We start from the raw sequence: 24,416 nt of genomic DNA, 5'->3' as shown, positions 1-24,416 counted from the left end.
TATAAAAAAATTGTCATTTACAAAACGTTTACATTCTATTAAAACCTGTTTAATAGTTCTCCGTTAATCTGTTTATTGTAAAGAACAATAAAAACTGACAAGTTAGCAGGGGGAGAACAGAATGAAAAAGATAAAAGTGTTGACTGGTTTAGCAATGATGAGCACCGCATTAGTGCTGGGTGCATGCGGCAGCACGAACGGTGAAGGAAAGGCTGAACAATCAGCAGAAGAAAATAAACAAATGCAAGGAAACATTCAAATCGACGGCTCCTCTACTGTTTTTCCGATTATGGAAGCTGTTTCTGAAGAATACATGATGGAAAAGCCTGATGTTAAAGTAACAGTCGGCTACTCCGGAACAGGCGGCGGATTCGAAAAGTTCATTGCTGGTGAAACACAAATGAGCAACGCGTCCCGCCCGATCAAAGATGAAGAAAAAGCATCTTTGGAAGAGAAAGGGATAGATTTTACTGAATTCAAATTAGCTTATGACGGTCTGTCGGTCGTCGTTAATAAAGATAATGACTGGGTGGACAGCCTGACTGTTGATGAATTAAAAAAGATTTGGGTAGATAACGGCAAAGCAAAGAAATGGTCTGATATTCGCAAAGGCTGGCCTGATAAAGAAATTAAGCTGTATTCTCCGGGAACAGATTCAGGCACCTATGATTACTTTGATGAAGTGATCCTTGACGGTGCGCAAATCGACAAAGCCGCTGTTCTTTCTGAAGATGACAATGTCCTCGTGCAAGGTGTAACAGGAGAGAAGAACGGAATCGGTTATTTCGGCTATGCTTATTACCTTGAAAACAAAGACAAACTAAAAGTTGTGCCAATTGACGGTGGAAAAGGTGCCGTTGAGCCGACAAATGAAACAATTAAAAGCGGCGAGTATGCGCCATTATCAAGACCATTATTCACTTATGCAGCCAACAAAGCTGTGGCAGAAGATGAAGCAGTTTATGATTACCTGAAGTTTACGCTTGAGAATGCCGGCACGTTATCCGAAGAAGTCGGTTATGTGAAACTTCCAGAAGAAGAATATGAAAAAGCATTAAAAACGCTCGAAGGTTTAAAAAAATAATTTGAGAACAGATCTACAGGCGCAAGCGGGATAGAGACGATCTACCCGCTTGTCCAAGGTTGAAAGGAGTTTTCGTTTTGAAAGCGAACGAGGAGCAAAAGAGCCCGGTCCAACGCCTGCTTGACAAAAAAAATAAGAACGGTTTTTTAGGAAAGGGAGAAAAAGCCATCCCGGTGATCCTTTTTCTAATGGCGGCTGTCTCCGTTGTTACAACGATCGGAATTGTACTTACTTTAATTGTTGAGACATTTACCTTCTTTAAACAAGTGCCGTTAGCAGAGTTTTTAACGGCCAAAGTTTGGTATCCATTTTCAAAAACAGATGCTTCATATGGGATTTTGCCTTTATTCATCGGTACATTAAAAATTACTTTAATTGCGGCTTTAACAGCTGTTCCGATCGGCTTGGCCGTAGCTATCTATTTGAGTGAATATGCTTCCGAGAAGGTGCGGAAAGTCATGAAGCCGATATTGGAAGTGTTAGCAGGGGTGCCAACGATCGTTTACGGATTCTTTGCTTTAACGTTTGTTACTCCCATACTTCGGGCAGTGTTTCCTTCATTGGAAATGTTCAACGCCATCAGCCCGGGAGTTGTTGTTGGAATGATGATCATTCCGATGATCGTATCGCTTTCAGAGGATGCTCTGTCTTCTGTGCCTGACTCGGTGCGCCAAGGTGCGCTAGCGCTAGGAGCGACTAAGTGGGAAATGACCTGGCGGGTTGCCTTTCCAGCGGCCTTGTCTGGGATCATTGCTTCTATTGTGCTCGCACTCTCCCGCGCAATTGGTGAGACAATGATTGTTTCCATTGCCGGCGGATCGACACCGTCTGCTTCGTTGGATTTAACCACTTCTCTGCAGACCATGACTTCTTACATTGTTCAAGTGAGCACGGGCGATGTGGGCTTCGGCACAACGATTTACTACAGTATTTATGCCGTCGGTTTTACACTGTTCTTGTTCACACTTGCTATGAACATATTGGCACAGAAAATCTCCAGAAGGTTCAGGGAGGAGTATTAATGGAGAACGTTCACAAAAAAATTCATACAGACGAGATGATCGGTAAAATTCCCGGCCGTTTGTTAAAAAATAAACTATATAAAGGACTCTTTTTTCTCGCTTCTTTTTTCACTTTTATTCTTTTAGTCGTGCTGCTTGCCAGAATTTTCTCGCAGGGTGCTTCGCATCTATCGCTTGATTTCTTGCAAAATTTTGCGTCAAGACGCCCGGAGCAGGCGGGAATTAAAGCAGCCATGATCGGTACGCTGTGGATGATGTCGGTCGTTGTTCCTGTTTCGTTGCTGTTAGGGGTAGGAACGGCTATTTATCTGGAAGAATACGCGGGGAAAAACCGAATGACCCGCTTTATCCAAATGAATATTTCTAATCTGGCTGGTGTTCCCTCAGTAGTTTTTGGTTTGTTGGGGTTAACTCTTTTCGTTCGCGTCCTTTTTCTCGGCAATAGTGTCCTGGCCGCAGGACTAACGATGAGCCTGCTGATTCTTCCTGTTATTATCGTTGCTTCTCAAGAAGCCATTCGGGCGGTTCCGAAAGAGTTGCGGGAAGCGTCCTATGGGCTCGGAGCTACAAAGTGGCAAACGATTTTGCGTGTTGTGCTGCCTTCTGCTTTAGCCGGCATATTAACGGGAAGCATTCTCGCTTTCTCCCGTGCTATCGGGGAGACAGCTCCGCTAGTGGTCATCGGCATCCCGGCATTCGTCGCTTTTTTGCCTAAAAGTGTGTTTGATCAATTTACGGCCTTGCCGATGCAAATTTACAACTGGACGAGCAGACCGCAGGAGGAGTTTCATTTTCTTGCTGCCGCCGGAATTATCGTCTTGCTTATCATATTAATTTTAATGAATTCGGTGGCTGTATGGATTCGCAACCGTTACGAGAATAAATACTGAGTGGACAACTGAAAGCAAACGAGGAGGAAATAAAATGGGAATAGTCGCCTTAAAAACAAAAACGAAAAAAATAAATGAACAGCCGCTTGTTGAACGCCAAACCGTGTACAGCACAAAGAACTGCAATCTTTGGTATGGGAATCACCATGCTTTGAAGAATATTAATCTGGATATGAAAGAAAGAGAAGTAACAGCTATCATCGGTCCTTCAGGCTGCGGGAAATCTACTTATATCAAGACGCTAAACCGCATGGTCGATCTTGTTCCAAATGTAAAAACAGCTGGAGTGATTGAATACCGGGGAAGAAATATTTTCAGCAAGGACTTTCATGTAGAAGAACTGCGTACGAGAGTGGGTATGGTGTTTCAGAAGCCAAATCCTTTTCCAAAGTCAATTTTTGAGAACATTGCTTTTGGTTTAAGAATTCATGGCATCAAAAATAAACAGCTCATTCATGAAACGGTGGAGAAGAGCTTGCGCCAGGCAGCGATCTGGGACGAAGTAAAAGACAGACTGCACGAATCTGCTTACGGGTTATCCGGCGGACAGCAGCAGCGTCTTTGTATTGCCCGCAGCCTCGCGCTGGAGCCGGATGTGCTGTTAATGGATGAGCCGACTTCGGCCTTGGACCCGGTATCAACGTTAAAAGTAGAAGAGCTGATTCAAGAGCTGAAAGAAAAATACTCCATCATTATTGTGACGCATAACATGCAGCAGGCTTCGCGAATCTCCGATAAAACAGCTTTCTTCCTTAATGGAGAAGTGGTGGAGTACGATGATACGTATACCATCTTTAATCATCCCAAAGATCATCGCACGGAAGATTACATTACAGGCCGATTTGGCTAAATCGGCCATCAAAAAGGTTCGGAAAGAGCTCTTTCCGAACCTTTTCTGCTTTTTAAGGGGTGTCAAGAACTTAGAGAGAATGGGAAACCTCGCTGAATAGAATGATTGTCCGAGAGCCTCTTCCTTTCTCGGAATGCTCTGCTGGTTGCTTTCTCTCTATTATGTAAGGCTGCCTTCTTCATCATTAGTCATGTAAAGGAACAAGACCTGATGTTTGTCTGCGGAAAGCGAAGCCTCTGAAATGGCAATCAACCATTTTCCTCCACAAGCAAAACAAAAAAGGCCGCCCTTTAAAAGGCGGCCTCTTTACTTCGTTGTTAGAACGACAGCGATTTCCTTCATGGACATCGACTGGTGAACGGTATGCTCACCCAATTGGAGCTTTTCCGCATAGCCGTTTTCTGTTAAGTAATCATTAAATGCTTGGCTGTCTTCGATGATTCCTGCTTTTTCAAGGAGCTGTCCGGCCTCAGAGGAAGACATGCCTGATTTGATATGCAAAGTATACGATTTTTTCTTCTTTGCGCTTGTTTTTTCTTTCGTTCGTTGCGGCGCCTGCTTGCCGTTCTCGGCAGTTAATTGGCTGAGTTTCTGCTGCAGCTTTTCATTTTCTTGCTTTTGCTTTGCCGCTTGTGCAGACGTCAGCACCACATACTGTTCTTTTTCCAGCTGCTTAATCATCGCCGTTTCAGACAACGAGGAAAAGCCGGTCGCTTGGGTGTAAATAAAGAGGGCGAGTGCAGCGGCCAGAAGACCAAACGCAAAGGCTCTCATTGTTTGCTGATTCATGCTATCATCCTTTTCCTTCATTTAGATAGGGAGTTAAAATTTGCCGGACCTGTGAAAGAGAAAGAGACGATTGTCTGGCGATATCTTCAAGTTTTACTCCTTGATAATAAAGGGAGATTACCTGATTCTTCAGTATTTCGTTGACGCCGGCTGCCGTTTCGCCAGCGGCGGCTGTTTTCTGCAAAGAGGTGACGGGAGGCCCGATTAACAACTCTTCTTCCAGAACTTTAATTTTTTTCTTTAACTGATAAGTCTCTTGCAAAAACTGCAAGGACAAGTCTTCTACTTCTTTTTCCAGCAGGCGGGAGCGATCTTTAACGAAGAAGGACAGCAGAAAGAAAACAATGCCTGCCGCAGCCAGCCCAATGATTAGTCCATTCATTTCTTATTCACCTCATTGTTTATTATAACGTGATTGAGGGGGCATTCAAACTAGTTCTTTGCGGTGCTGGCTATCTTTTCGGCTGTTAAAAAAGAATTTTTGATTCAACTGCCGAATAGCAAAGTCGGACTAGCATTTGTACAAGAAAAGTGCTATTATAGAAAAGTCGTAAAGAAGATACAAATGTATTGAAAAGTTTGGAGGGAAAAAAAGATGCGCGTAAATATCACTTTAGCATGCACTGAGTGCGGTGATCGTAATTATATCTCTACTAAAAACAAGCGTAACAATCCAGATCGTCTTGAACTGAAAAAATATTGCTCTAGAGAAAAACGTGTTACTGCACACCGTGAAACAAAGTAAGCAGCGGGGATTTATTTCCTGCTGTTTTTTTGTGCGTATAATGACGCCCAGAAAGCTATCCCCAGCAGGGTAGGCACGAATAGGGCTGATACATAAACAGGTAAAAGAAGGAGGCTGTCTCTTGGTAAATAAACAAATTGTCAGGCAGCAAATAAAAGAAAAGCTGTCCACGCTAAATAAGCTGTCCTATGAGCAGCACTCTTTTCAAATTGCCCGCCAGCTGTTTTCTTTGAAAGAATGGAAAGAAGCAAGGACAGTCGCGGTGACTGTATCGAATGTTCCGGAAGTGGACACATGGCAGATTATCCGCCAAGGCTGGCTTGAGGGGAAAGAGATGGCGGTGCCAAAATGCCTGCCGGCTGAAAAGAAACTAACCTTCCAGCTGCTGTCCTCGTTTACCGAATTAGAGAAGGTTTATTTCGGCTTGTACGAGCCTCGGCTCGAGAGCACACCCCCGGTGGACCGCTCGCAGATGGATCTGATTCTTGTTCCGGGCCTGGCTTTCAGCCGTTCAGGCGGCCGGCTCGGCTTCGGAGGCGGCTATTATGACCGTTTTTTAACGGGCTATAGCGGAAGAACAGCTGCGCTTGCCTTTTCAGAGCAGCTGATCGCTGAATTGCCTACAGAGCCTCATGACCTGCCTGTTCAGCGGATTATCACAGAACAAGAAGTAATTGTTTGCGAATCGGCAAGTACACAGTCGTAGTCTGCGCTTTGCATTCACTTTTTCTATTCGTTATAGTTACTGTAATAAGAAAACGAATAAAGGCAGTGGTGAAATGGGTTCTTATGAAAACAACTTGTTTTGGAAGCTGGCGTATTTTCTGATCGTGGAGCAGGATTATCGAATTGTCCGGATGGAAGAGAATTATCAGGAGATTTTGTTTGAAAACTTATCTAATAAGCCAGCGCAGATCATTCGAATGGTATACAGCGAATTGGACTGGAGCAGCAAAATGCGCCGGGATATCGAAAGAGTGCTCACTGTCGGAGAAAGCATTCGCAAACAGTTGGGCAAGCGGGAATTAACGGTCGTCAACTTATACTTGTCCCCCTATCCGCCAGTTGATGCATATGAAACTTATTTAAAAGAGCCGGCCTATTTCCCTAAGGGAGGACGGACGAAAGTGACCTCTATCTTGTTTTCCGAGGGACATAAGCATGAAGCGGCAAAATCATTGAGCGGCTTATTTCCAGGGGATTTGGAGGCGGCTTTTTTTGAACCTGGGTCTGAGGAAGAGACCGCTGCTTACCGAAGAGCTGCTCTCGTTCATTCAGTCAAAAAGAGCGAAGAAGAAAAGAAGGTGTTTCATGCTTCGGCTCCGTTCTTTTCCTACTTATTTATTGCCGTTCAAATCATTGTATTTTTTCTGCTGGAATTGAGCGGCGGCAGCACAAACTCAGCAACGCTTATCTATTTTGGAGCAAAATATAATCCGCTTATTCTTGAAGGAGAATGGTGGCGCTTTATTACCCCAGTTTTTTTGCATATCGGTTTTTTGCATTTGCTCATGAATACTTTTGCTTTATACTTTCTTGGAACAGCCGTAGAAAAAATATATGGCCGCTTTCGGTTTTTGTTCATTTATTTATTTGCCGGGTTCGCGGGAACGTTAGCCAGCTTCGTTATAAGCCCTAGCCTGTCAGCTGGAGCAAGCGGGGCAATCTTTGGCTGTTTTGGCGCCTTGCTTTACTTTGGGGTGATTTATCCGCGCTTGTTTTTCCGGACCATGGGCATGAATATCATTGTGTTGATCGTGATAAACCTGGTATTTGGTTTTTCCATGCCGGGAATTGATAATGCCGGGCACATTGGCGGTTTGATCGGCGGATTTTTAGCCGCAGGCGCTGTTCATGTTCCCGCTAAGACAAAACCTTTGATGCAGCTCGCCTTTCTTGCAGCGGCGCTTTTATTAACGATGGGCGGTCTTTATATCGGATTTTCCGTATAGCGAGCCATGCCCGGCAGCAAAAAAAGCAACAGATAATTCGACAAAACATAATAAAGGAGCTGTTGAACAAGTTGAAGACGATGTGGGATGTACAGCAGCTTTTAAAGCGGTATGGTATTTTTGTATATGTCGGCGACCGTCTGGCCGATTTAGAGCTGATGGAAGCGGAATTGAAAGATCTATATGATTCGAAGCTGCTTGATATAAAGGATTTTCAGCAGGCGCTGCTCATTGTCCGGCAGGAGCACAGGCTGGAAAGGGAAAAGAGGGGCTGCTAACAGCGGCGATGGGGGAAATCGGCAGCTTCCATGCTGGAATCGCTGATTCAATAAAAAAGCAGGGCTTTCCCCTGCCTTCAGGAGCCGTTTAAAGCCGGTTCCTTTTTTATTGTCCAAAACTTAAAAAAATGGAACTTTTTTCTTTTGTGAATCGTATGATAAAGAGGAAGAAAAGGGGGAGTCTAAACTATTATTCTACAAAATCTCTGTTTTCTCTCGTTTGCTTTTTTGTAAAAAAAGTATTAAGATTAGCTATGATGTTTTTACAGTGAACGGTTTTTTTATACAGAGTGATCGGTACGGTGTGTATTAAGGAGGTTATTGAATGAAAGGAACCTTACGCAACAATGTATCTTTAATCGCTGTTGTCGTTTTGTTCTTATGGATGAAAACGTATATTATCTATCAAACGAGCTTTAAAATGGAAATCGAAAATACATTGCAGGCATTTATACTCTTTATCAACCCATTGAGCTTTATTATGCTCATTATGGGGATTAGTATGTTCTTTAAGAGTGAAAAAGCTAGAAACCGTTATTTAATTAGTGCAAGTTTCTTGCTTACTTTCCTGCTTTATGCAAACGTAGTGTTCTACCGTTTTTTCAATGACTTTATTACGATGCCGCTTTTATTTCAGACAAGCAACTTTGCGGATCTGGGCAATAGTGTCACGGAAGAATTTAAATGGTATGACATTTTCTATTTTATCGACTTGATTGTGCTCGTGGTGATCTTAAAGGTGAAGCCAAAGCTTGTAAACTTCGGTTCCATGACTAAAATGAATCGTCGCGCTTACTTTTTGGCTGCTGCTGCGATGTTCTTTTTAAATTTGGGCCTTTCTGAAATTGAACGCCCGCAGCTTTTAACGAGAACATTTGACCGCGAGATGCTTGTGAAGAACATTGGAACATTTAACTATCATATTTATGATGTGATTTTGCAATCGAAGTCGTCTGCACAGCGTGCGCTTGCCGATGGCAGCGAACTGGCGGATATTGAAAACTATTCAGACGCCAATTATGCGACGCCAAATGATGATTTGTTCGGCGTGGCGAAAGGCAAGAATTTGATTATGGTTTCTGTGGAGTCTACTCAGGAATTCGTGATGAATAATAAAGTGAACGGCCAGGAAATTACGCCGTTTATGAACCAGTTTGCTAAGGAAAGCTTGTACTTTAACAACTTTTACCACCAAACGGGCCAAGGGAAAACATCTGATGCGGAATTCCTGACTGAAAACTCGCTTTACCCGCTTAGCCGTGGAGCTGTTTTCTTTACTCATTCAGGCAATGAATTTAATTCTATGGCCGAAAAATTAAGTGAAAACGGCTATTTCTCTAACTCTATGCATGCAAACAACAAGAGCTTCTGGAATCGGGACATTATGTATAAATCTTTAGGCTACGAGCGCTTTTATGAAGCCGGGGATTATGATATCAATGAAGATAACAGTGTCAACTGGGGAATGAAAGATGTTCCGTTTTTCGAGCAATCTGTCCAGCATATGAAAGAGATGCCGAAGCCGTTTTATTCAAAAATGATTACTTTAACGAACCATCATCCGTTTTATTATGATGAGGAAGACAAGTTCATTGATGAATTTACTTCCAACAGCGGCACGCTGAACCGTTATTTCGTTACCGTGCGCTATACAGATGAGGCGTTAAAGAAGTTCGTGGCGGACTTGAAAGCTTCCGGACTGTATGAAAACTCCGTCATCGTTCTTTACGGAGACCATTATGGGATTTCAGAAAATCATAATGAAGCAATGAGCCAATATTTAGGCAAGGAAGTTACGCCGTTCGTTTCCACTCAGCTGCAAAAGGTGCCATTTATGATCCATGTTCCTGGCGTGAAAGGCAGAGTGATCGACAAGGTAGGCGGACAAATTGATGTTCGTCCAACACTTCTTCACTTGCTCGGAATCAATACAAAAGATGATTTGCAATTCGGACAAGATTTGTTGTCTGAAGATCATGAAGACTTTACTGTATTCCGCGATGGCCGGTTCGTAACGAAAGATTATGTCTATGCTGACAACAAATGCTGGAGCAAAGCGACCGAACAGCCGACAGAAAAGAATTATTGCACGCCTTACATTGAAAAGGCGGCAACAGAGCTTGATTACTCAGACCGAATTATTTATGGCGATTTGCTTCGCTTCTATGATCCGGATTCTGCCAAAAAGCAATAAAAACATCCCTGCCGTTAAGCGGCAGGGGTGTTTTTTTATTGCTTACTGTTGAATTCGGCGTAAAAGAAAAAATCCTCTGCTGCAAAAGAGCAGCAAAGGATTCCGTTAAGAAAGTCAATTATCCGGCAGGGTATCCTTGGTGGATCACAGTCATAACTGTAAACCATCCGAATACTCCCAACGTGCCAAGTCCGAAAATAATGCCCAAAAGATTTTTGTTTTTCAAAGCGCTTACTGTGCTGAATAGGGCAAGAAGAGCTACTAGGGCAAAGATAATTACTAAGCCGTTCATAAACTAAACTCCTTTCTTAGATCACTCGATAATCATCCTTTAGAGATCATTATGTAAAATCAGTACATATTCATCACTATTCTATAGTTTTTTTGATTGTTTGTCGAGTTGAAAAATCATTGTTCTTTAAAAAGACACGTTTGGCTGGTACGATAATGATAGTCACAATGAAAGGCAGGAGAAGGAATAATGAATTGGACGCAATTGCCGTTAGGCCCGCTGCAAACAAATTGCTACATATTGTCCGGCGAAGACGGAGAATGCATCGTATTTGATCCCGGAGCAGAAGGAGAGCAGCTGGTTCAATGGTTAAACGAAAATCGCTTACAGCCGCTGGCTGTTTTGCTGACGCATGCGCATTTTGATCATATTGGCGCAGTCGAGCAGGTAAGGCAGGCATTTAACGTTCCTGTTTACTTGCATAAAGAAGAAGCAGAATGGCTGACAGATCCGTCATTGAATGGCTCTGCCCGTTTTCAGTTTGGAGAAATCAGCGGCCAGCCAGCCGATCATCTCTTAGATGAGGAAGAATCGTTGACAATCGGAAAATTTTCTTTCCGGCTGTTCCATACACCTGGACATTCTCCCGGCAGTATTTCTTATTTTTTTGAGGAGGGGAATGCGGTATTTGCCGGCGACACGCTGTTTATGGGAAGTATCGGACGGACGGATTTACCGGGAGGCAATCACGAACAGCTGCTTCAAAGCATTCACAATCATTTGTTGACATTGCCGGAGGAAGCGATTGTCCTGCCTGGCCATGGTCCAGCCACTATGATTGGTGACGAAATGGAGCGCAATCCATTTTTAAACGGCTTCTAAAAATAGAAAAGCTGTCTCTCGCATAGGCTGAAGACCTGAAGAGACAGCTTTTTTGGCTTATTCTTAAATAAAAGGAAGGCATCCCAATGAAAAAGCCGGCCATAGCGGCCGGCTGGCAGTGCCATTGATTAATGGCCTGCTCCAGGAGTTACCATAAAGGTAGTCCAGTAGCTGTATCCACAGAAGAATACAGTTAAGTATGCTGCGAAAAGATACACGTACATACGTTCAGTTAAGTTTAAAAAGCCTACAATTAAGAAGAATCCTGTCTGGCCGAGGAATAGCAGCGCTGTTTTATTCATGTCGCCAAGATAGAACATGACAGCAAAGATTCCAGTCCAGAATGCTAATACGCGGAACATGCGATCCATTATGTATCCCTCCTTTATTCGTCACTCCATCAGTATCTTATTATAATGGAATGGCGCTAGTATTGTAAATATAACTTTCATACACTTTGTGACGATTAAGTGATATCTCTATCATATCATGCCGCTCCTCTTTATGCATATTCAAGAAAAAGGCCGTTATTTGGCTATGCGGCTGCAGCATTTGTTTTTTCTGAGGTTAATAAGCAGAAGGAAGCAAAAAAAGTTAAAAAAGAAAAAGGAATTTCTTCTATATTGTCGAATAAAAACTAAGTGAACCGGAAAGAAAGGTGGTGAAAGCAACAACAATGGCAATTGAAGAAACGGTGGAACAACTTTTGCAAGAAGCTCTTTCCCTCGATTCGACAGATATCCACTTCATCCCCCGCAAGCATAGCTACGCTGTTCACATTCGCTCCCACAGCCAATTAATTCCCCACAGTCAATTTTCAGTTCGTGAAGGAGAGAGACTCATCTCTCATTTTAAGTTTATGGCTTCTATGGATATCGGGGAGAAGAGAAAGCCCCAAAGCGGTTCGTTTCAACTTCAGGTTTTAGGTTGTTTAATTTCTTTGCGCATTTCCACTTTGCCTACCGCCCTCTCAAAAGAAAGCCTTGTCATCCGGCTTCTTCCGCAGCAAGGAGTTCCGGATTTGCTTCAGCTTTCCTTGTTTCCTCATTCGGCAAGAAAACTGCTTGCCCTCCTGTCGCATTCGCATGGATTAATTGTTTTTACCGGTCCTACGGGCAGCGGCAAAACGACCACGCTTTACTCCTTAATCCAGCATACCGCCAGCCAGCACGGCCGCAATGTGATTACACTTGAAGATCCTGTAGAAAAGCAAAATGACCAATGGCTGCAAGTGCAGGTGAATGAAAAAGCCGGTGTCACTTATTCAGCTGGGCTAAAAGCCATTTTAAGGCATGATCCCGATGTGATTATGGTCGGGGAAATCCGCGATGAAGAAACGGCAAGGATAGCCATTCGAGCCGCCTTAACAGGGCATCTGGTTTTAACGACATTGCATACGCGTGACGCCAAAGGAGCCGTCATTCGCCTGCTGGAATTCGGCTTAAAGTGGCATGAGATTGAGCAAACCTTAATCGCCGTAACGGCCCAGCGTCTTGTCAATCTGTTATGTCCGGCGTGCGGGGCAGCTTGTTCTTCCCGCTGTCTGTCAGAGAAGCAGCGCAAACAGGCGACTATTTATGAAATCTTAAGCGGGTCTAATTTAAAGGCGGTATTAAATGAAGCAAAAGGAGAAAAGAGCTTCTATCGCTATCCGCTGTTAAAACATTTATTAGGAAAGGGGATTGCCCTTGGGTATCTCTCTCAAAGCGAATATGATCGCTGGGTATTTGAAGAAGAGAAGAGCAGGAAAATATCAAGGTGAGTTTATTTTAAGGCTGGGAGAGATGCTGAAGCAGGGGTTCCCGATGAGTGCGGCTCTTGAATTTTTGTTAATCAACTTTGACCGCAATCATCGTGAATCTATTCACTCCCTTCGCGCTGAATTGAACGCCGGTACACCTCTGCACGAGATTCTTCATTTGCTTGATTTCCCATCGATGATTTGCCTTCAAGTGTATTTTGCTGAAAAGCATGGCCGCCTGCCGGAAACGCTCATACAAGCTGGGGAGCACTGGAAGAAAACAGAGCAGGCGAAGGAAAAGTTAACTAAGTTGCTTCAATACCCGCTTTTTTTGCTTTTTCTTTTATTTTTGCTGTTGTTTTTGCTAAAGCACTTTTTAATGCCCCGGCTGGAAGACCTCTATGCGGCCCTCAATTTTTCTCCTGAGGGCAGTACGCTTCTTTTCATGGCTTTTCTGCAGAAAGGACCCTCCCTGATTCTTCTAGCTGCTGCTGGCTGCGCAGCAGCTTCTCTTTCGTATTTCTTCAACTACCAACGGCAAACTCCTCAAATAAAAATCAATCGGCTAATGAAAATTCCAGTCCTCTCTACTTTCTTTGCTTTGTTTTTTACCCGATTATTCGCTAAAGAAGTGTCTTATTTATTGGAAAGCGGTTTTGCTGTCAATGAAGTATTGCTGATTTTGCAAGAACAGACCGTGCACCCGATGATGAAGCATGTGGCGGCCGGGATAAATGGCTATTTAGTAACCGGGCATTCTTTGGCTGAAGCTGCCGAACAGGTTTCATGCTTTGTCCCCCAACTGCCGCGCATTATGCGGCATGGCGAGGCAAACAGCCGGCTTGCACAGGAACTGCTGCTATTTAGCCAATTTTGTGAGACGCTTCTCGAGAAGAAAATCAAGAAAGGACTGTCTATTTTGCAGCCGGCTATTTTCTTGTTTGTCGGCCTTGTAGTCATTGCTATCTATTTGTCGGTTATGCTGCCGATGTTTCAAATGATCGGTTCCGTTTAAAAAAGGAGGAGTGAGTTTGTGAAAAGAAAGCTTGTACGACAAAATGAATCAGGATTTACGTTGATTGAAATGATGATCGTGCTGCTTGTTATTTCCGTCTTGTTATTCATTGCTATTCCAAATGTAGCTAAACAGAGCAAGAACATTAACAATAAAGGCTGCACGGCATTTAAACATATGGTGCAGGGACAAGTCCAGGCTTACCGGATTGATTTAAAGAAATATCCGGCCTCAATTGCTGAAATGGTACAGGATGGCTATTTAAGAAACGATGAAACCGCTTGTCCGAACGGAGAACAGTTGAAAATTGGCGAAGATGGGGAAGTGTCGGTTGTTCAATAAAATGAAAAAAGCGATCAAGGAAGAACAGGGCTTTACAATGATTGAAACAATGGTTGTTCTTGCGGTTGTGCTCGTTGTGCTTTCGATCACTGTACTTTCATTTTCAAGGGGAGCAGCTGAGTTTGAAAAACGGCAATTCTTGAACCAGCTGCGGGCAGATCTTTTTCTCGCCCAGTCTTACGCCATAGCCAAACAGGAAACCGTCGAAGTAAGGTTTGCTTACGGGGGGAACCGTTATACGGTCCGCACACTTGCTTCGTCTTCTTCCTTTCTTGTCCAACGCAATATACCCGATGCGATTCAATATATGGATGGTTCACTGGCGAAGCTGTCTTTTTTGCCCAATGGCAATACGAATAGTTTCGGCACTGTCTACTTTAAATATGGAGATCGGTACCTGTCCCTGGTTTTTCAAATTGGTAAGGGGAGATTTTATGTTAAAGAACAATGAAAAAGGTTTTACTCTGGCAGAGAGTCTGCTGTCTTTAATGATTATGGCAATGATAGCTGCTTTTATCTTGCCGCTGATGGTCCAAATGACCGGCCAGTCCAAAACGCTGTGGGAGCGCGAAAAAGGAATGAGGCTTTTATATGAAGAAAGCGGAAAGCGGCTGCAGGAAAGAGCAGATTTTTATGTTGCTTACGAAGGAGAGAGACAAAGCTATGAAATTTCCTGGGAAACAATCAGCGGCTCCGCCTGCTTTGAAGTGTCAGGGCGGGCGACGTGCATCCGCAAACAATAAAGGATTCACGATGGTGGAATCGTTGCTTGTCCTCATGATCTTCATCAGCATTGCCGCGCTTTTTCCGCTGGTGTATGGAGCGCTTTATCGGACAGAAGAACAACTTGATCCGGAAAGAAGAGCAGAGTGGGAATTATTTATTTTACAGCTCAGGAAAGAAATGCACCTGTCACACTCTCTGCAAATAACAGAAGAAAGGATTATCTTTGTCCAAGGGGCTGACCTCGTTTCCATTGAAAAATATCAAGAAGGAGTGAGGAGAAGAGTAGGGGGAAGGGGACATGAAATTATTTTACAGGAAGTGGTATCTATCCGTTTTTATTCGTGCGGTTCGTTATTATGTGCAGAAGCGGCTTTTGAAAACGGAGAAAAGGAAGAGGCGCAGCTGCATTTATACCGGGGAGAGGCTATATGAAAGGCTTCGCTTCAAATGAAGATGGGGCAGTGCTGCCCTTTACGCTTCTGCTTTTTATGGTCGTGTGCACAGCAGCCTTATTTGGGACCGGCATTTTTGTGAGCAAGCAGCAAACCGCTTTGCTGTTAACAGATTATTATGAAACGAAAGTGATCGAGTTAATGGCTCTGCAAGAAATTCTTCCTCTTTTAGAAGGTAGAGAGGCTGTCTCGGGCAGTTATCGGACAGATCGGGGAGAGGTTATTTATGCGGCTGCCCCGAATGAGGGGGAAGAAGCGGTTGTGATTCATTTAAAGACCAATAAGCCGGAAACTCTCTTCACAACGAAAGTAGTGTACCATTTGACGGAACGCCAAATTATTAAGTGGATCGAATAAGATGCGTTTAAAGTGAAAGAAAGTTGGAGAAAATGACACCGACTGCAGGAGGCGGTGGACATGAACGAGTATATCAAATATTTTATGGAGGCATTTCTTGGTTATTTCGATGAACCGAAGCAGATAAGGAAAGAAAAACGCCGCCAAAGACAGGCAGAGCGCCCTGGCTTTTCTTTCCGGTGGTTCGGGCTGCTTCCTTGGGCGCTGCGCCAGCTCTTTCATAAAAGATGAGGGCTGGCGCCTTTTTTGTTTGCTTTGTGAGTGAACCATCTTTTTTCCCCTATCGTTTATTCAAGAATGCAGATAAACAATGCCTCCATTGATAATACTGACATGAATCTTGGGGGCATACTGCTTCTCCAGGGCTGCTTTTTCAATAAAATAAGCTTCTGGTTTTTCCTCTTCTTCATAAAAATAATCAAGCAGCAAAAGATCCTCTTCCCATTCTTTTCGAGCTTTTACCGCCCAGTCATGGTTTTCTTGTTCGAGCCGGGATATTAAAAAACGCTGAAGCCGTTTCACCCCGCTTTTAGGCTTAATTAAAGGGGTAATCGTAAACGAAAAATCCGGGATTTTTGATACGAGCAGCTTCCGGTTGAGCACATTCATAAATTCTTCCTGAATCGCGCCGTGAATTAAGCTGAGGCCGAGTGAATAGAAGATATCTTTTTTATGGTTTGCTTCATAAGACACCTTTATGTTGACGAGCAGCCAGGGATGAAGCGGCTGGCGGCTGCCTGATTTCCTTTGTTCGTAAAGCCGGATAAATCCTGTATGCCCTTTGGCCGACTGAAAGATTTGATGCAGCCGGGGAGTGCCGAAATGAATGCTTTCCCCTTCAATCTCTCCAGGAGCTTTGGTCGGATCTGTTATAAGCGTTAAGGAAAGCGGCTCGCCTTTCATGCCGGTTTTTTCTGCATAATGCCAGTAAAAGGGCCTGTTCATCAGCTCTTTATCAATTTCGGGTGTCAGCTTAACGCTAAGAGAGCCTTCTGTAGATTCTAAAAAGGTGCATTCTGCCGCTTTGAAATAATTTTCAAGAAATAGATGAATTTCGTTTTTCATGCGATGTATCCTCCTCTTCCTGCCATTCATTCGCTAGTTCCATGACTGCTTCAAGGTTCTTCATTTTTACCCGAAGCTCGCCTTCAGTTCTTGAATGCTGGAAAATATCTGTAAGGTGTTCTTGCATATTTGGAATATCCATTCTCTCTAAAATGGCATCCAGCTGGCCGACAGCCTGTTCGAATAAATGGATTTTTTCATAAAGAAGCTGCAAAATCCGATCTTCAATCGTGTCTGCAATGCTGAAATTATAAATTCGCACGTCTTTTGTTTGTCCAAATCGGTGAACACGGCCGATTCGCTGCTCAAGGCGCATAGGGTTCCATGGAAGATCAAAGTTAATGACGTGATGGCAAAATTGCAAGTTGAGTCCTTCACCGCCCGCTTCCGTGGCAATTAACACTTGGGCATGCTTTTCAAAAAGCTGTTTCATCCAATCTTTCTTCCCGCGCTTAAATCCGCCGCGAAACGGAACGGAAGAGATGCCGTTTTGTTTAAGAAACCATTGCAGGTAAAGCTGTGTAGCCCGGTATTCAGTGAAGATAATCACTTTATCGTTAATCGTTTGAATAAGTTCCAGCGCCTTCTCTGCTTTTGAATTGCGCGAGATCGCTTGTATATGCGTTAAAACGTCTTGAAAGCTCTGAGGAAACTCCAACTGGCTGCCATATAGTTTTTGGGCCATGTTTTTCAGCGTGAAAAAAACAGCTTCTTTGCTGCTGCACGCTTCCCGCTGCAGCGTGAGCAAGGAGAAAGAAGAACGCACCTCGTCGGGCTGGCTGCGAACAAAGGATTCGAGAGCCTGATAGAGCGAGCGCTCTTCCTCAGTGAACGCTACTTTTACTGACTCTACTTTTCTTTCTGTCCACTTCACTCCGGTATCCTGGCGGCGGTTGCGAATCATGACTTTATTCATCAGCTTGATTAAATGATGGTGGTTTTGCACTTGGCGGTCCCCTTTTTTAAAGCGCTCCGTGAACTGTCCTTCGTTTCCGAGGTGGCCGGGTTTTAGCAATGAAACAAGATGAAACATTTCATCCAAGCGATTCTGAATCGGAGTCGCGGTTAAAAGCAGGCAGAATTTCTTTTTTAAATGGCGAACGAACTGATAGTTTTTAGTTTTATGATTTTTTAATTTATGAGCTTCATCGATGATGACTAAATCATATTCTTGTTCGTAAATTTTTTCTTTATGCGGGCTGCGTTTTGCTGTATCGATCGAAGAAATTACAATGTCGTGCTGATCCCAAGCATAAAATTTTTTCTGGGCGACAGCGGGAATATAAAACTTGGTAGCCAGTTCACTCGCCCATTGAGAAACGAGAGAAGCAGGGGTTAAGATTAAAACTTTTTTGACAAGGCCCCGGATCAAGTATTCTTTTAATACCAGTCCGGCCTCAATTGTTTTTCCAAGACCAACCTCGTCGGCCAAAATTGCTTTTCCATTCATTTCTTCCACGACTCTCTTGGCTGCCTCAAGCTGATGCGGCAGAGGATTAAGCTCCGGTAAAAAGCCAGGAGCTAACAATCCTTCGAAATTCGGCACCATCATTCGTGTTTCCATATTTACAGTCGATTGAAAAAGCGGCCAATTTCCCCAAGGTCCGTCCTGTTCAATTCTTTTTTCTAATTCTTCTTCCCAGGCGTGATCAAAATAAATATCTACATTCATGTGAAAAACTCCTTTATAAAATAGGTTGCCGAAACCATAACTTTAATGGTAGGATGTAAGTGAACAAAATATTGTGTCATTTTGTAAAAAAACGAACATTATTGATTTTTGCTAATCATATGTTCATAGTATGCCCATTTCTCAATTAAATATAGCGAATGAAGGTAAGGGGAGAGACTGTATATACAGCGCCGAAGGAGCAAGCAAATTTTTGTGAATCTCTCAGGCAAAAGAACTCTTGCTGGACGCGGCTCTGGAGAGTGTTTCCCGAGGAAACCACCAAAGAAGACAGCCTGGTCGTCAGGTTAAACTTTCAGGTTCAAGGACAGAGAACAACTTGTATAAGCTGTTCTCTGTCTTTTTTTATGGAAAAATAACAAATTGAACCATCAGAATGACAAGGAAAGGGGCAAGAAAATGGGAGAATTAAAGCGTACGCCGCTATTTGAGCTGTATCAGCTGCATGGAGCAAAAACGATTGATTTTGGCGGCTGGGAGCTGCCTGTTCAGTTTTCGAGCATTAAGGAAGAACATGAGGCGGTTCGTACAAGAGCAGGCTTGTTTGATGTTTCCCACATGGGAGAGATCATCGTGAAAGGAAAGGAATCGCTGTCTTTCCTGCAAAAAGTGATGACAAATGATTTGTCAAAGCTGCAGCCCAATCAGGCAATCTATACGATTATGTGTAATGAAAGAGGCGGCTCGGTGGATGATTTGCTTGTTTATATGCTGGCTGAGCAAGATTATTTGCTCGTTGTCAATGCCGCTAATACAGATAAAGACTTTGCTTGGCTAAAGGAGCATCAAACAGAGAACGTCCATATTGAAAATGTATCAACAGACTGGGCGCAGCTTGCCATTCAAGGACCGGCAGCAGAAGAGATTTTGCAAAAGCTGGTTGCAGATGTGAATTTAGCTGAGATCAAGCCGTTCAAATTCCGTCAGCATGTGCAGGTGAATGGTGTAGCTGCCCTTGTGTCACGCACCGGCTACACGGGGGAGGATGGTTTTGAAATTTATAGCCGGAGTGAAGAGGCTCCTAAGCTATGGAAAGACCTTTTAGAAGCAGGCAAGGAAGAAGGTCTCCTTCCTTGCGGCCTTGGCGCACGGGATACGTTGCGCTTTGAAGCGAATCTGGCATTATATGGACAGGAATTGGCGGAAGATATTTCCCCTATTGAATCTGGCTTAGGTTTTGCTGTGAAGCTGAACAAAGGTGATTTTATCGGCTCGGAAGTGCTAAAGGAGCAGAAAGAACATGGCCCGCAGCGGAAGCTCATTGGCCTGGAGATGATCGACCGTGGCATTCCGCGCCATGGCTATCCTGTTTTTTCAGGTGAAGAATTAGTTGGACATATTACAACAGGTACACAATCGCCAACATTAAAGAAAAACATTGGCCTTGCCTTGGTGAAGGCTGAATGGGCTGTGCCGGATCAGGAGCTGTCCGTAGAGATTCGCGGCAAAAAGCTTGCAGCTAAAACTGTAAAGCCGCCATTTTATAAACGCTCAAAATAAGAGAAGAGGGAAGGGAATAGTATGAAGCATCGTTACTTGCCGATGACAGAGACGGATAAAAAGGAAATGCTTGCAGCAGTAGGTGTCCAGAGCATCGATGAATTATTCGCGGACATTCCGGAGAAAGTGCGCTTTCAAGGGTTATATGATATTAAGGAAGCTAAAGCTGAGCCGGCGCTGAAAAAAGAATTGAGCGCTATGGCCGCGAAAAATATGAATGCTAAGCAATACGCCTCTTTTTTGGGAGCAGGTGTGTATGACCATTACACCCCATCCATTGTGGATCATGTTATTTCCCGCTCGGAATTTTACACGGCGTATACGCCGTACCAGCCGGAAATCTCCCAAGGAGAGCTGCAGGCTATCTTTGAATTCCAAACAATGATTTGTGAATTGACAGGCATGGATGTCGCCAATTCTTCGATGTATGACGGAGGCACGGCATTAGCAGAGGCGGCCATGCTAAGCGCGGGGCAGACAAAAAGAAAAAAAGTGCTCGTCTCAGAAACCGTTCATCCCGAGTCGCGTGACGTGTTGTGTATGTATGCGAAGGGGCAAAACATTGAAGTCGTGGTCGTTCCGCATAAAGAAGGCGTAACAGACATCAGCCAATTAAACGAATTGGTCGATGATGATACAGCAGCGGTCATTGTTCAATATCCGAACTTTTTTGGAGCGGTTGAATCACTGGCCGAAGTTGAAAAAGCAGCTCACGGGAAAAAAGCGATGTTTGTCGTTTCTTCCAATCCGCTGGCGCTTGGTGTGTTGACACCTCCAGGAAAGTTTGGAGCAGACATCGTTGTCGGCGATGCTCAGCCATTCGGTATTCCAGCCCAATTTGGCGGCCCGCACTGCGGCTATTTTGCAGTAACGAAAAAACTGATGCGCAAAGTGCCGGGACGGCTCGTTGGCCAGACGCACGATGATGAAGGGCAGCGCGGCTTTGTACTGACATTGCAGGCGCGCGAACAGCATATTCGCCGGGATAAAGCAACTTCCAACATTTGTTCTAACCAAGCGCTCAATGCGCTGGCAGCCAGCGTGGCCATGACGGCTTTAGGAAAAAAAGGCGTTCGTGAAATGGCTGTGCAAAATTTGCAAAAAACATCCTTCGCCCGGGAAACACTCAAGCAAAACGGCTTGGACATTGTATTTGACGGACCGGTGTTTAATGAATTTGTTGTCCGCTTAAGCAAGCCGGTAAAAGAAGTAAATAACAAGCTGCTTGAAAAAGGCATCATTGGCGGCTATGATCTTGGGCTTTCTTACAGTGGTCTTGATAATTGTATGCTTGTCGCCGTTACAGAACTGCGCACGAAAGAAGAAATTGAACTTTTTGCAAAAGAATTGGGGGATAGCCATGAATAACAAAGACCAGGCGCTTATTTTTGAACTATCGCAGCCGGGCCGTGTAGGCTACAGCTTGCCCGAACTGGATGTGCCGGAAGCAGATATATCATCTCTTTTGCCGGATGGGTATGTGCGAGAGGAGGAGCCGGAACTGCCGGAAGTGTCTGAACTTGATATTATCCGCCATTATACGGCGTTATCCAAAAGAAATCATGGCGTAGATTCTGGGTTTTATCCGCTGGGTTCTTGCACAATGAAATACAATCCGAAAATCAATGAAGACGTAGCCCGCTTTGACGGTTTTGCCCACATTCATCCGCTTCAGCAAGAAGAGACTGTACAAGGCGCGATGGAACTGATGTATGATTTGCAAGAGCATTTGAAGGAGATCACCGGCATGGATGAAGTGACGCTTCAGCCGGCAGCCGGCGCCCATGGAGAATGGACGGGATTGATGATGATCCGTGCCTTCCATGAAGCTAACGGGGATGTAAACCGCACGAAAGTTATTGTTCCTGATTCTGCGCATGGCACAAATCCAGCTTCAGCAACGGTGGCGGGCTTTGAAACAGTAACCGTGAAGTCCGGGGAAGACGGGCTGGTTGATTTAGAGGATTTAAGACGGGTAGCTGATGAAACAACAGCGGCACTCATGCTTACTAATCCAAATACACTCGGCTTATTTGAAGAAAACATTTTAGAGATTGCCGAAATTATTCATGGCGTGGGCGGAAAAGTATACTATGACGGAGCCAATTTAAATGCGGTTATGTCCAAAGCCCGCCCAGGAGATATGGGGTTTGACGTTGTGCATTTAAACCTTCACAAAACCTTTACAGGCCCTCATGGCGGGGGAGGCCCCGGTTCTGGTCCGGTTGGTGTGAAGAAGGATTTGATTCCTTACTTGCCAAAGCCGGTGCTTGTGAAAGAAAAGGGCGTATATCATTTTGAGTATGACCGTCCGCAATCCATCGGGCGTGTGAAGCCGTTTTACGGAAACTTTGGAATTAACGTCCGAGCGTATACCTATATCCGCTCAATGGGACCGGACGGCTTAAAAGCAGTTACCGAATATGCCGTGTTAAATGCCAACTATATGATGCGCAGGCTGGCTCCTTATTTCGACCTGCCGTTTGACCGCCATTGCAAGCATGAGTTTGTGCTGAGCGGCAAGCGCCAAAAGAAGCTCGGCGTCCGGACGCTTGATATTGCTAAGCGCCTGCTTGACTTCGGCTTCCATCCGCCAACCATTTACTTCCCATTAAATGTGGAGGAGTGCATAATGATTGAACCGACAGAAACCGAGTCAAAAGAAACGCTTGATGCGTTCATTGATGTCATGATTCAAATTGCCGAGGAAGCAGAGACTAATCCGGAAATTGTCCAGGAAGCGCCGCACACGACTCTTATTGGCCGCCTTGATGAAACGGCCGCAGCCCGCAAGCCGGTTCTTCGGTACGAGAAAGATTTGCAGAACGCTTAAATATAAAAAAACTGCCTACAGGCAGTTTTTTTACTTGCTTTTTACTTTTCCGGTCCAGCGTTTAAAGCCGCCTTCTAATTGATAAAGGTCACGATAGCCTTTTTTGTATAGCGTCTGGGCCGCTCTGCCGCTGCGAATGCCGCTTTGGCAATATAAGTAGACAGGCTTGTCCGGGCGGATTTCTTTCATGCGCCCCTTCATTTGTGTCAGCGGAACGTTGCGTGCGCCTAAAATATGGCCGGCTTCGAATTCATTCGGTTCACGGACGTCAATAAGCTGAGCTTTGCGGTATCCTTTAATGAAATCTTCCTGAGAAAGCGTAGTGACCGCTTTTTTCTGGGAAAAGTACATATATAAAGTATACAAAATAATGGCGCCTAAAATAGCAGCTATTGTATAAAGCAATGGATACACCCCTTCCTAGTAAAACATGCGCTGATTTCTATTATAAACGCGGCTGCGGGAAGAATCAAAAGAAATAAACGAACAATCAGGCGGTTGGCCAGGGCTTGCCGTTCGCCTGTCCGAATTCTTCATCAAGATTCGCTCTGTTTCTCGGCCATGTCTATCCCTTGAGAGCTGAACATTTTCCATCTGGCCGATAAGGCAGGGGACAGACTTTGTCTATAATCTTGAATGATAACTCTTTGTTTTTGTCGCTGCTTTTGATACACTAAGTGGGTGAATTCATCATAAAAAAGGCGGCAATCATCATGAAAAAAGAAACGTGGAAGTTTGTCGACTCCGGCCGTCAAACGGCAGAGTTCAACATGGCGATGGATGAGGCGCTGTTAGAGTGGCACAGTGAAGGCAAAATCCCGCCAGTTATAAGATTTTATGGCTGGGAGCCGGCAGCGCTGTCCATCGGCTATTTTCAAAAAGCAGCTAAAGAGATTGATTTAGATGCGGTCAAACGGCACGGTCTCGGTTTTGTACGCCGTCCTACAGGCGGCAGAGGGGTGCTTCACGAGCATGAACTGACATACAGCGTAATTGTTACAGAGGAGCATCCCAATATGCCTGCAGGTGTGACAGAAGCGTACCGGGTGATATCTGAAGGTATCTTGAAAGGATTCCATCATCTTGGATTAGAAGCCTATTTCGCTGTTCCGCGGACTGAAGAGGAAAAGGATAGTTTAAAAAACCCGCGTTCTTCCGTTTGCTTCGATGCCCCAAGCTGGTATGAACTAGTGGTAGAGGGCCGAAAGGTAGCAGGAAGTGCACAAACGAGGCAAAAAGGCGTGATTTTGCAGCATGGCTCCATCTTACTGGATCTTGATGAAGACAAGCTGTTCAGTTTATTTACATATTCAAACGACCGTGTGAAAGAGCGGATGCAGCGGGCATTTAAAAGCAAGGCTGTTGCCGTGAACGACATCAGTCCCCGTAAAGTGACTTATGAGAAGGCTGGCGAAGCCTTTAAAAAAGGATTTCAGGAAGGCCTTGGAATAACGCTTGAGCCTTATGAGTTTACTTCAGAAGAAATTGCTTATATCGAGCGGCTTGCCAAGGAAAAATACGCTTCAGATGAATGGAATTTTAAAAGGTGAATCATCAGGCGGAAGAGAAACCGGCCTTTAGGCCTGTTCTCTTTTTTTGCGAAAAAATGAAAAAAGTGGAATAAAAGGACAGCGCGAAAATTTTTCTCGCTTTCGAATATCGCTGTGTTTTCTTATGAAATCCAGCTTTTGATCGGAAAGGAAGCTCTTTTTCACCTTGACAAAAAAATGTTTTTAACTCAATATATAGTAATGTATTCATAAAAACAAACACAATA

At 44.2% G+C, this 24,416-nt stretch carries 29 protein-coding genes and 2 riboswitches; of the genes, 22 read left to right on the top strand and 7 right to left on the bottom strand.

Annotated features, from left to right (window positions below; all coding sequences use genetic code 11):
* The first annotated feature begins 121 nt into the window (after window positions 1-121).
* The 4 genes from B1A98_RS04955 (at window position 122) to pstB (ending at window position 3,846) form a co-directional block, all read left to right on the top strand.
* Entirely contained in the window at window positions 122-1,084 is a 963-nt protein-coding gene (locus tag B1A98_RS04955; protein ID WP_041097242.1) for a PstS family phosphate ABC transporter substrate-binding protein, read from the top strand.
* Between the two features lie 77 nt (window positions 1,085-1,161).
* On the top strand, window positions 1,162-2,106 hold the full coding sequence (pstC, locus tag B1A98_RS04950; RefSeq protein WP_041097240.1) for a phosphate ABC transporter permease subunit PstC: 945 nt from the start codon (window positions 1,162-1,164) through the stop codon (window positions 2,104-2,106).
* Window positions 2,106-2,996: a phosphate ABC transporter permease PstA gene (pstA, locus tag B1A98_RS04945; RefSeq protein WP_082028132.1), complete on the top strand. Its 891-nt coding sequence runs from the start codon at window positions 2,106-2,108 to the stop codon at window positions 2,994-2,996. The genes pstC and pstA overlap by 1 nt, the downstream gene beginning before the upstream one ends.
* Window positions 2,997-3,030: 34 nt before the next feature.
* Window positions 3,031-3,846, top strand: a complete 816-nt coding sequence (pstB, locus tag B1A98_RS04940) for a phosphate ABC transporter ATP-binding protein PstB (protein WP_041097238.1) — start codon at window positions 3,031-3,033, stop codon at window positions 3,844-3,846.
* Window positions 3,847-4,152: 306 nt separating this feature from the next.
* On the opposite strand, the gene B1A98_RS04935 is transcribed toward pstB, so the two are convergent.
* Both B1A98_RS04935 and B1A98_RS04930 read right to left on the bottom strand, forming a co-directional pair.
* Entirely contained in the window at window positions 4,153-4,635 is a 483-nt protein-coding gene (locus B1A98_RS04935; protein WP_063385556.1) for an endolytic transglycosylase MltG, read from the bottom strand.
* A 4-nt stretch (window positions 4,636-4,639) separates the two neighbouring features.
* On the bottom strand, window positions 4,640-5,017 hold the full coding sequence (locus B1A98_RS04930; protein ID WP_063385557.1) for a hypothetical protein: 378 nt from the start codon (window positions 5,015-5,017) through the stop codon (window positions 4,640-4,642).
* Between the two features lie 213 nt (window positions 5,018-5,230).
* On the opposite strand from B1A98_RS04930, the gene rpmG reads away from it, so the two are divergent.
* The 5 genes from rpmG (at window position 5,231) to B1A98_RS04905 (ending at window position 9,804) form a co-directional block, all read left to right on the top strand.
* A complete protein-coding gene (gene rpmG, locus B1A98_RS04925; RefSeq protein WP_077247170.1) occupies window positions 5,231-5,380 on the top strand; it encodes a 50S ribosomal protein L33 in 150 nt (49 codons plus the stop codon).
* Between the two features lie 121 nt (window positions 5,381-5,501).
* Window positions 5,502-6,086, top strand: coding sequence for a 5-formyltetrahydrofolate cyclo-ligase (locus tag B1A98_RS04920; RefSeq protein WP_082821799.1), 585 nt, complete (start codon window positions 5,502-5,504; stop codon window positions 6,084-6,086).
* 73 nt (window positions 6,087-6,159) lie between these two features.
* Window positions 6,160-7,332, top strand: coding sequence for a rhomboid family intramembrane serine protease (locus tag B1A98_RS04915; protein WP_063385559.1), 1,173 nt, complete (start codon window positions 6,160-6,162; stop codon window positions 7,330-7,332).
* Window positions 7,333-7,403: 71 nt separating this feature from the next.
* A complete protein-coding gene (locus B1A98_RS04910) occupies window positions 7,404-7,610 on the top strand; it encodes a YqgQ family protein (protein WP_041098199.1) in 207 nt (68 codons plus the stop codon).
* A gap of 325 nt (window positions 7,611-7,935) precedes the next feature.
* Window positions 7,936-9,804 (top strand): LTA synthase family protein, encoded by a 1,869-nt coding sequence (locus B1A98_RS04905; RefSeq protein WP_063385560.1) that lies wholly within the window; start codon window positions 7,936-7,938, stop codon window positions 9,802-9,804.
* A 118-nt stretch (window positions 9,805-9,922) separates the two neighbouring features.
* Here B1A98_RS04905 and B1A98_RS04900 read toward each other — a convergent pair whose 3' ends face one another.
* The gene (locus tag B1A98_RS04900) at window positions 9,923-10,096 is read right to left on the bottom strand and encodes a DUF2759 domain-containing protein (RefSeq protein ID WP_041097228.1); all 174 of its coding nucleotides are present in this window, start codon (window positions 10,094-10,096) and stop codon (window positions 9,923-9,925) included.
* Between the two features lie 189 nt (window positions 10,097-10,285).
* Here B1A98_RS04900 and B1A98_RS04895 point away from each other — a divergent pair, with 189 nt between their 5' ends.
* Entirely contained in the window at window positions 10,286-10,918 is a 633-nt protein-coding gene (locus B1A98_RS04895; RefSeq protein WP_063385561.1) for an MBL fold metallo-hydrolase, read from the top strand.
* Window positions 10,919-11,046: 128 nt separating this feature from the next.
* Here the strand turns inward: B1A98_RS04895 and B1A98_RS04890 are convergent, their stop codons facing one another.
* Entirely contained in the window at window positions 11,047-11,289 is a 243-nt protein-coding gene (locus B1A98_RS04890) for a DUF2626 domain-containing protein (protein WP_041097224.1), read from the bottom strand.
* A gap of 305 nt (window positions 11,290-11,594) precedes the next feature.
* On the opposite strand from B1A98_RS04890, the gene comGA reads away from it, so the two are divergent.
* The 8 genes from comGA to B1A98_RS04855 are packed head-to-tail and all read left to right on the top strand — an operon-like array spanning window position 11,595 to window position 15,782.
* Window positions 11,595-12,680 (top strand): competence type IV pilus ATPase ComGA, encoded by a 1,086-nt coding sequence (gene comGA, locus B1A98_RS04885; RefSeq protein ID WP_063385562.1) that lies wholly within the window; start codon window positions 11,595-11,597, stop codon window positions 12,678-12,680.
* The gene (comGB, locus tag B1A98_RS04880) at window positions 12,607-13,674 is read left to right on the top strand and encodes a competence type IV pilus assembly protein ComGB (RefSeq protein ID WP_125474383.1); all 1,068 of its coding nucleotides are present in this window, start codon (window positions 12,607-12,609) and stop codon (window positions 13,672-13,674) included. Before comGA ends, comGB begins: the two co-directional genes overlap by 74 nt.
* A gap of 18 nt (window positions 13,675-13,692) precedes the next feature.
* A complete protein-coding gene (gene comGC / locus B1A98_RS04875; RefSeq protein WP_041097219.1) occupies window positions 13,693-14,016 on the top strand; it encodes a competence type IV pilus major pilin ComGC in 324 nt (107 codons plus the stop codon).
* Window positions 14,006-14,467 carry a competence type IV pilus minor pilin ComGD gene (gene comGD / locus B1A98_RS04870; protein WP_063385564.1) on the top strand — a complete coding sequence of 154 codons (462 nt, stop codon included), beginning with the start codon at window positions 14,006-14,008 and terminating at the stop codon, window positions 14,465-14,467. The genes comGC and comGD overlap by 11 nt, the downstream gene beginning before the upstream one ends.
* The gene (locus B1A98_RS20180; protein ID WP_041097214.1) at window positions 14,451-14,759 is read left to right on the top strand and encodes a type II secretion system protein; all 309 of its coding nucleotides are present in this window, start codon (window positions 14,451-14,453) and stop codon (window positions 14,757-14,759) included. The genes comGD and B1A98_RS20180 overlap by 17 nt, the downstream gene beginning before the upstream one ends.
* 10 nt (window positions 14,760-14,769) lie before the next feature.
* Window positions 14,770-15,174, top strand: a complete 405-nt coding sequence (gene comGF, locus B1A98_RS04865) for a competence type IV pilus minor pilin ComGF (protein WP_063385565.1) — start codon at window positions 14,770-14,772, stop codon at window positions 15,172-15,174.
* The gene (locus tag B1A98_RS04860; RefSeq protein WP_063385566.1) at window positions 15,171-15,551 is read left to right on the top strand and encodes a hypothetical protein; all 381 of its coding nucleotides are present in this window, start codon (window positions 15,171-15,173) and stop codon (window positions 15,549-15,551) included. The genes comGF and B1A98_RS04860 overlap by 4 nt, the downstream gene beginning before the upstream one ends.
* A gap of 60 nt (window positions 15,552-15,611) precedes the next feature.
* Window positions 15,612-15,782 (top strand): YqzE family protein, encoded by a 171-nt coding sequence (locus B1A98_RS04855; RefSeq protein ID WP_082821802.1) that lies wholly within the window; start codon window positions 15,612-15,614, stop codon window positions 15,780-15,782.
* A gap of 60 nt (window positions 15,783-15,842) precedes the next feature.
* Here B1A98_RS04855 and B1A98_RS04850 read toward each other — a convergent pair whose 3' ends face one another.
* Complete coding sequence (locus B1A98_RS04850) at window positions 15,843-16,616, bottom strand: YqhG family protein (RefSeq protein ID WP_063385567.1); 774 nt, start codon at window positions 16,614-16,616, stop codon at window positions 15,843-15,845.
* Window positions 16,588-18,288 carry a DEAD/DEAH box helicase gene (locus B1A98_RS04845; RefSeq protein ID WP_041097206.1) on the bottom strand — a complete coding sequence of 567 codons (1,701 nt, stop codon included), beginning with the start codon at window positions 18,286-18,288 and terminating at the stop codon, window positions 16,588-16,590. The genes B1A98_RS04850 and B1A98_RS04845 overlap by 29 nt, the downstream gene beginning before the upstream one ends.
* 158 nt (window positions 18,289-18,446) lie before the next feature.
* Window positions 18,447-18,536, top strand: a riboswitch (glycine riboswitch).
* A gap of 3 nt (window positions 18,537-18,539) precedes the next feature.
* Window positions 18,540-18,619: riboswitch (glycine riboswitch) on the top strand.
* Window positions 18,620-18,705: 86 nt separating this feature from the next.
* Here B1A98_RS04845 and gcvT point away from each other — a divergent pair.
* Genes gcvT through gcvPB form a run of 3 tightly spaced genes read left to right on the top strand, consistent with a single transcriptional unit; the run spans window position 18,706 to window position 22,639 of the window.
* A complete protein-coding gene (gcvT, locus tag B1A98_RS04840; RefSeq protein ID WP_063385568.1) occupies window positions 18,706-19,806 on the top strand; it encodes a glycine cleavage system aminomethyltransferase GcvT in 1,101 nt (366 codons plus the stop codon).
* 21 nt (window positions 19,807-19,827) lie between these two features.
* Window positions 19,828-21,174 (top strand): aminomethyl-transferring glycine dehydrogenase subunit GcvPA, encoded by a 1,347-nt coding sequence (gene gcvPA / locus B1A98_RS04835; protein ID WP_063385569.1) that lies wholly within the window; start codon window positions 19,828-19,830, stop codon window positions 21,172-21,174.
* On the top strand, window positions 21,167-22,639 hold the full coding sequence (gene gcvPB / locus B1A98_RS04830) for an aminomethyl-transferring glycine dehydrogenase subunit GcvPB (protein ID WP_063385570.1): 1,473 nt from the start codon (window positions 21,167-21,169) through the stop codon (window positions 22,637-22,639). Before gcvPA ends, gcvPB begins: the two co-directional genes overlap by 8 nt.
* A gap of 30 nt (window positions 22,640-22,669) precedes the next feature.
* On the opposite strand, the gene B1A98_RS04825 is transcribed toward gcvPB, so the two are convergent.
* Complete coding sequence (locus B1A98_RS04825; protein WP_052475158.1) at window positions 22,670-22,990, bottom strand: rhodanese-like domain-containing protein; 321 nt, start codon at window positions 22,988-22,990, stop codon at window positions 22,670-22,672.
* A 362-nt stretch (window positions 22,991-23,352) separates the two neighbouring features.
* Here B1A98_RS04825 and B1A98_RS04820 point away from each other — a divergent pair, with 362 nt between their 5' ends.
* Window positions 23,353-24,189, top strand: coding sequence for a lipoate--protein ligase family protein (locus tag B1A98_RS04820; RefSeq protein ID WP_063385571.1), 837 nt, complete (start codon window positions 23,353-23,355; stop codon window positions 24,187-24,189).
* Window positions 24,190-24,416 lie beyond the last annotated feature (227 nt).

It is taken from the genome of Pseudobacillus badius (genome assembly GCF_002189605.1).
In the GTDB taxonomy this organism is placed as follows: domain Bacteria; phylum Bacillota; class Bacilli; order Bacillales; family Domibacillaceae; genus Pseudobacillus; species Pseudobacillus badius.
This window is presented reverse-complemented; position numbering and strand designations above follow the sequence as displayed.

Excerpts from the sequence above, each read along its gene's own strand:
- B1A98_RS04955 (WP_041097242.1), top strand. The coding sequence starts at position 122 with ATGAAAAAGATAAAAGTGTTGACTGGTTTAGCAATGATGAGCACCGCA.
- pstA (WP_082028132.1), top strand. The coding sequence starts at position 2,106 with ATGGAGAACGTTCACAAAAAAATTCATACAGACGAGATGATCGGTAAA.
- pstB (WP_041097238.1), top strand. The coding sequence starts at position 3,031 with ATGGGAATAGTCGCCTTAAAAACAAAAACGAAAAAAATAAATGAACAG.
- B1A98_RS04935 (WP_063385556.1), bottom strand. The coding sequence starts at position 4,635 with ATGAATCAGCAAACAATGAGAGCCTTTGCGTTTGGTCTTCTGGCCGCT.
- B1A98_RS04930 (WP_063385557.1), bottom strand. The coding sequence starts at position 5,017 with ATGAATGGACTAATCATTGGGCTGGCTGCGGCAGGCATTGTTTTCTTT.
- rpmG (WP_077247170.1), top strand. The coding sequence starts at position 5,231 with ATGCGCGTAAATATCACTTTAGCATGCACTGAGTGCGGTGATCGTAAT.
- B1A98_RS04915 (WP_063385559.1), top strand. The coding sequence starts at position 6,160 with ATGGGTTCTTATGAAAACAACTTGTTTTGGAAGCTGGCGTATTTTCTG.
- B1A98_RS04905 (WP_063385560.1), top strand. The coding sequence starts at position 7,936 with ATGAAAGGAACCTTACGCAACAATGTATCTTTAATCGCTGTTGTCGTT.
- B1A98_RS04900 (WP_041097228.1), bottom strand. The coding sequence starts at position 10,096 with ATGAACGGCTTAGTAATTATCTTTGCCCTAGTAGCTCTTCTTGCCCTA.
- B1A98_RS04895 (WP_063385561.1), top strand. The coding sequence starts at position 10,286 with ATGAATTGGACGCAATTGCCGTTAGGCCCGCTGCAAACAAATTGCTAC.
- B1A98_RS04890 (WP_041097224.1), bottom strand. The coding sequence starts at position 11,289 with ATGGATCGCATGTTCCGCGTATTAGCATTCTGGACTGGAATCTTTGCT.
- comGA (WP_063385562.1), top strand. The coding sequence starts at position 11,595 with ATGGCAATTGAAGAAACGGTGGAACAACTTTTGCAAGAAGCTCTTTCC.
- B1A98_RS20180 (WP_041097214.1), top strand. The coding sequence starts at position 14,451 with ATGTTAAAGAACAATGAAAAAGGTTTTACTCTGGCAGAGAGTCTGCTG.
- comGF (WP_063385565.1), top strand. The coding sequence starts at position 14,770 with ATGGTGGAATCGTTGCTTGTCCTCATGATCTTCATCAGCATTGCCGCG.
- B1A98_RS04860 (WP_063385566.1), top strand. The coding sequence starts at position 15,171 with ATGAAAGGCTTCGCTTCAAATGAAGATGGGGCAGTGCTGCCCTTTACG.
- B1A98_RS04855 (WP_082821802.1), top strand. The coding sequence starts at position 15,612 with ATGAACGAGTATATCAAATATTTTATGGAGGCATTTCTTGGTTATTTC.
- B1A98_RS04850 (WP_063385567.1), bottom strand. The coding sequence starts at position 16,616 with ATGAAAAACGAAATTCATCTATTTCTTGAAAATTATTTCAAAGCGGCA.
- B1A98_RS04845 (WP_041097206.1), bottom strand. The coding sequence starts at position 18,288 with ATGAATGTAGATATTTATTTTGATCACGCCTGGGAAGAAGAATTAGAA.
- gcvT (WP_063385568.1), top strand. The coding sequence starts at position 18,706 with ATGGGAGAATTAAAGCGTACGCCGCTATTTGAGCTGTATCAGCTGCAT.
- gcvPA (WP_063385569.1), top strand. The coding sequence starts at position 19,828 with ATGAAGCATCGTTACTTGCCGATGACAGAGACGGATAAAAAGGAAATG.
- gcvPB (WP_063385570.1), top strand. The coding sequence starts at position 21,167 with ATGAATAACAAAGACCAGGCGCTTATTTTTGAACTATCGCAGCCGGGC.
- B1A98_RS04825 (WP_052475158.1), bottom strand. The coding sequence starts at position 22,990 with ATGTACTTTTCCCAGAAAAAAGCGGTCACTACGCTTTCTCAGGAAGAT.
- B1A98_RS04820 (WP_063385571.1), top strand. The coding sequence starts at position 23,353 with ATGAAAAAAGAAACGTGGAAGTTTGTCGACTCCGGCCGTCAAACGGCA.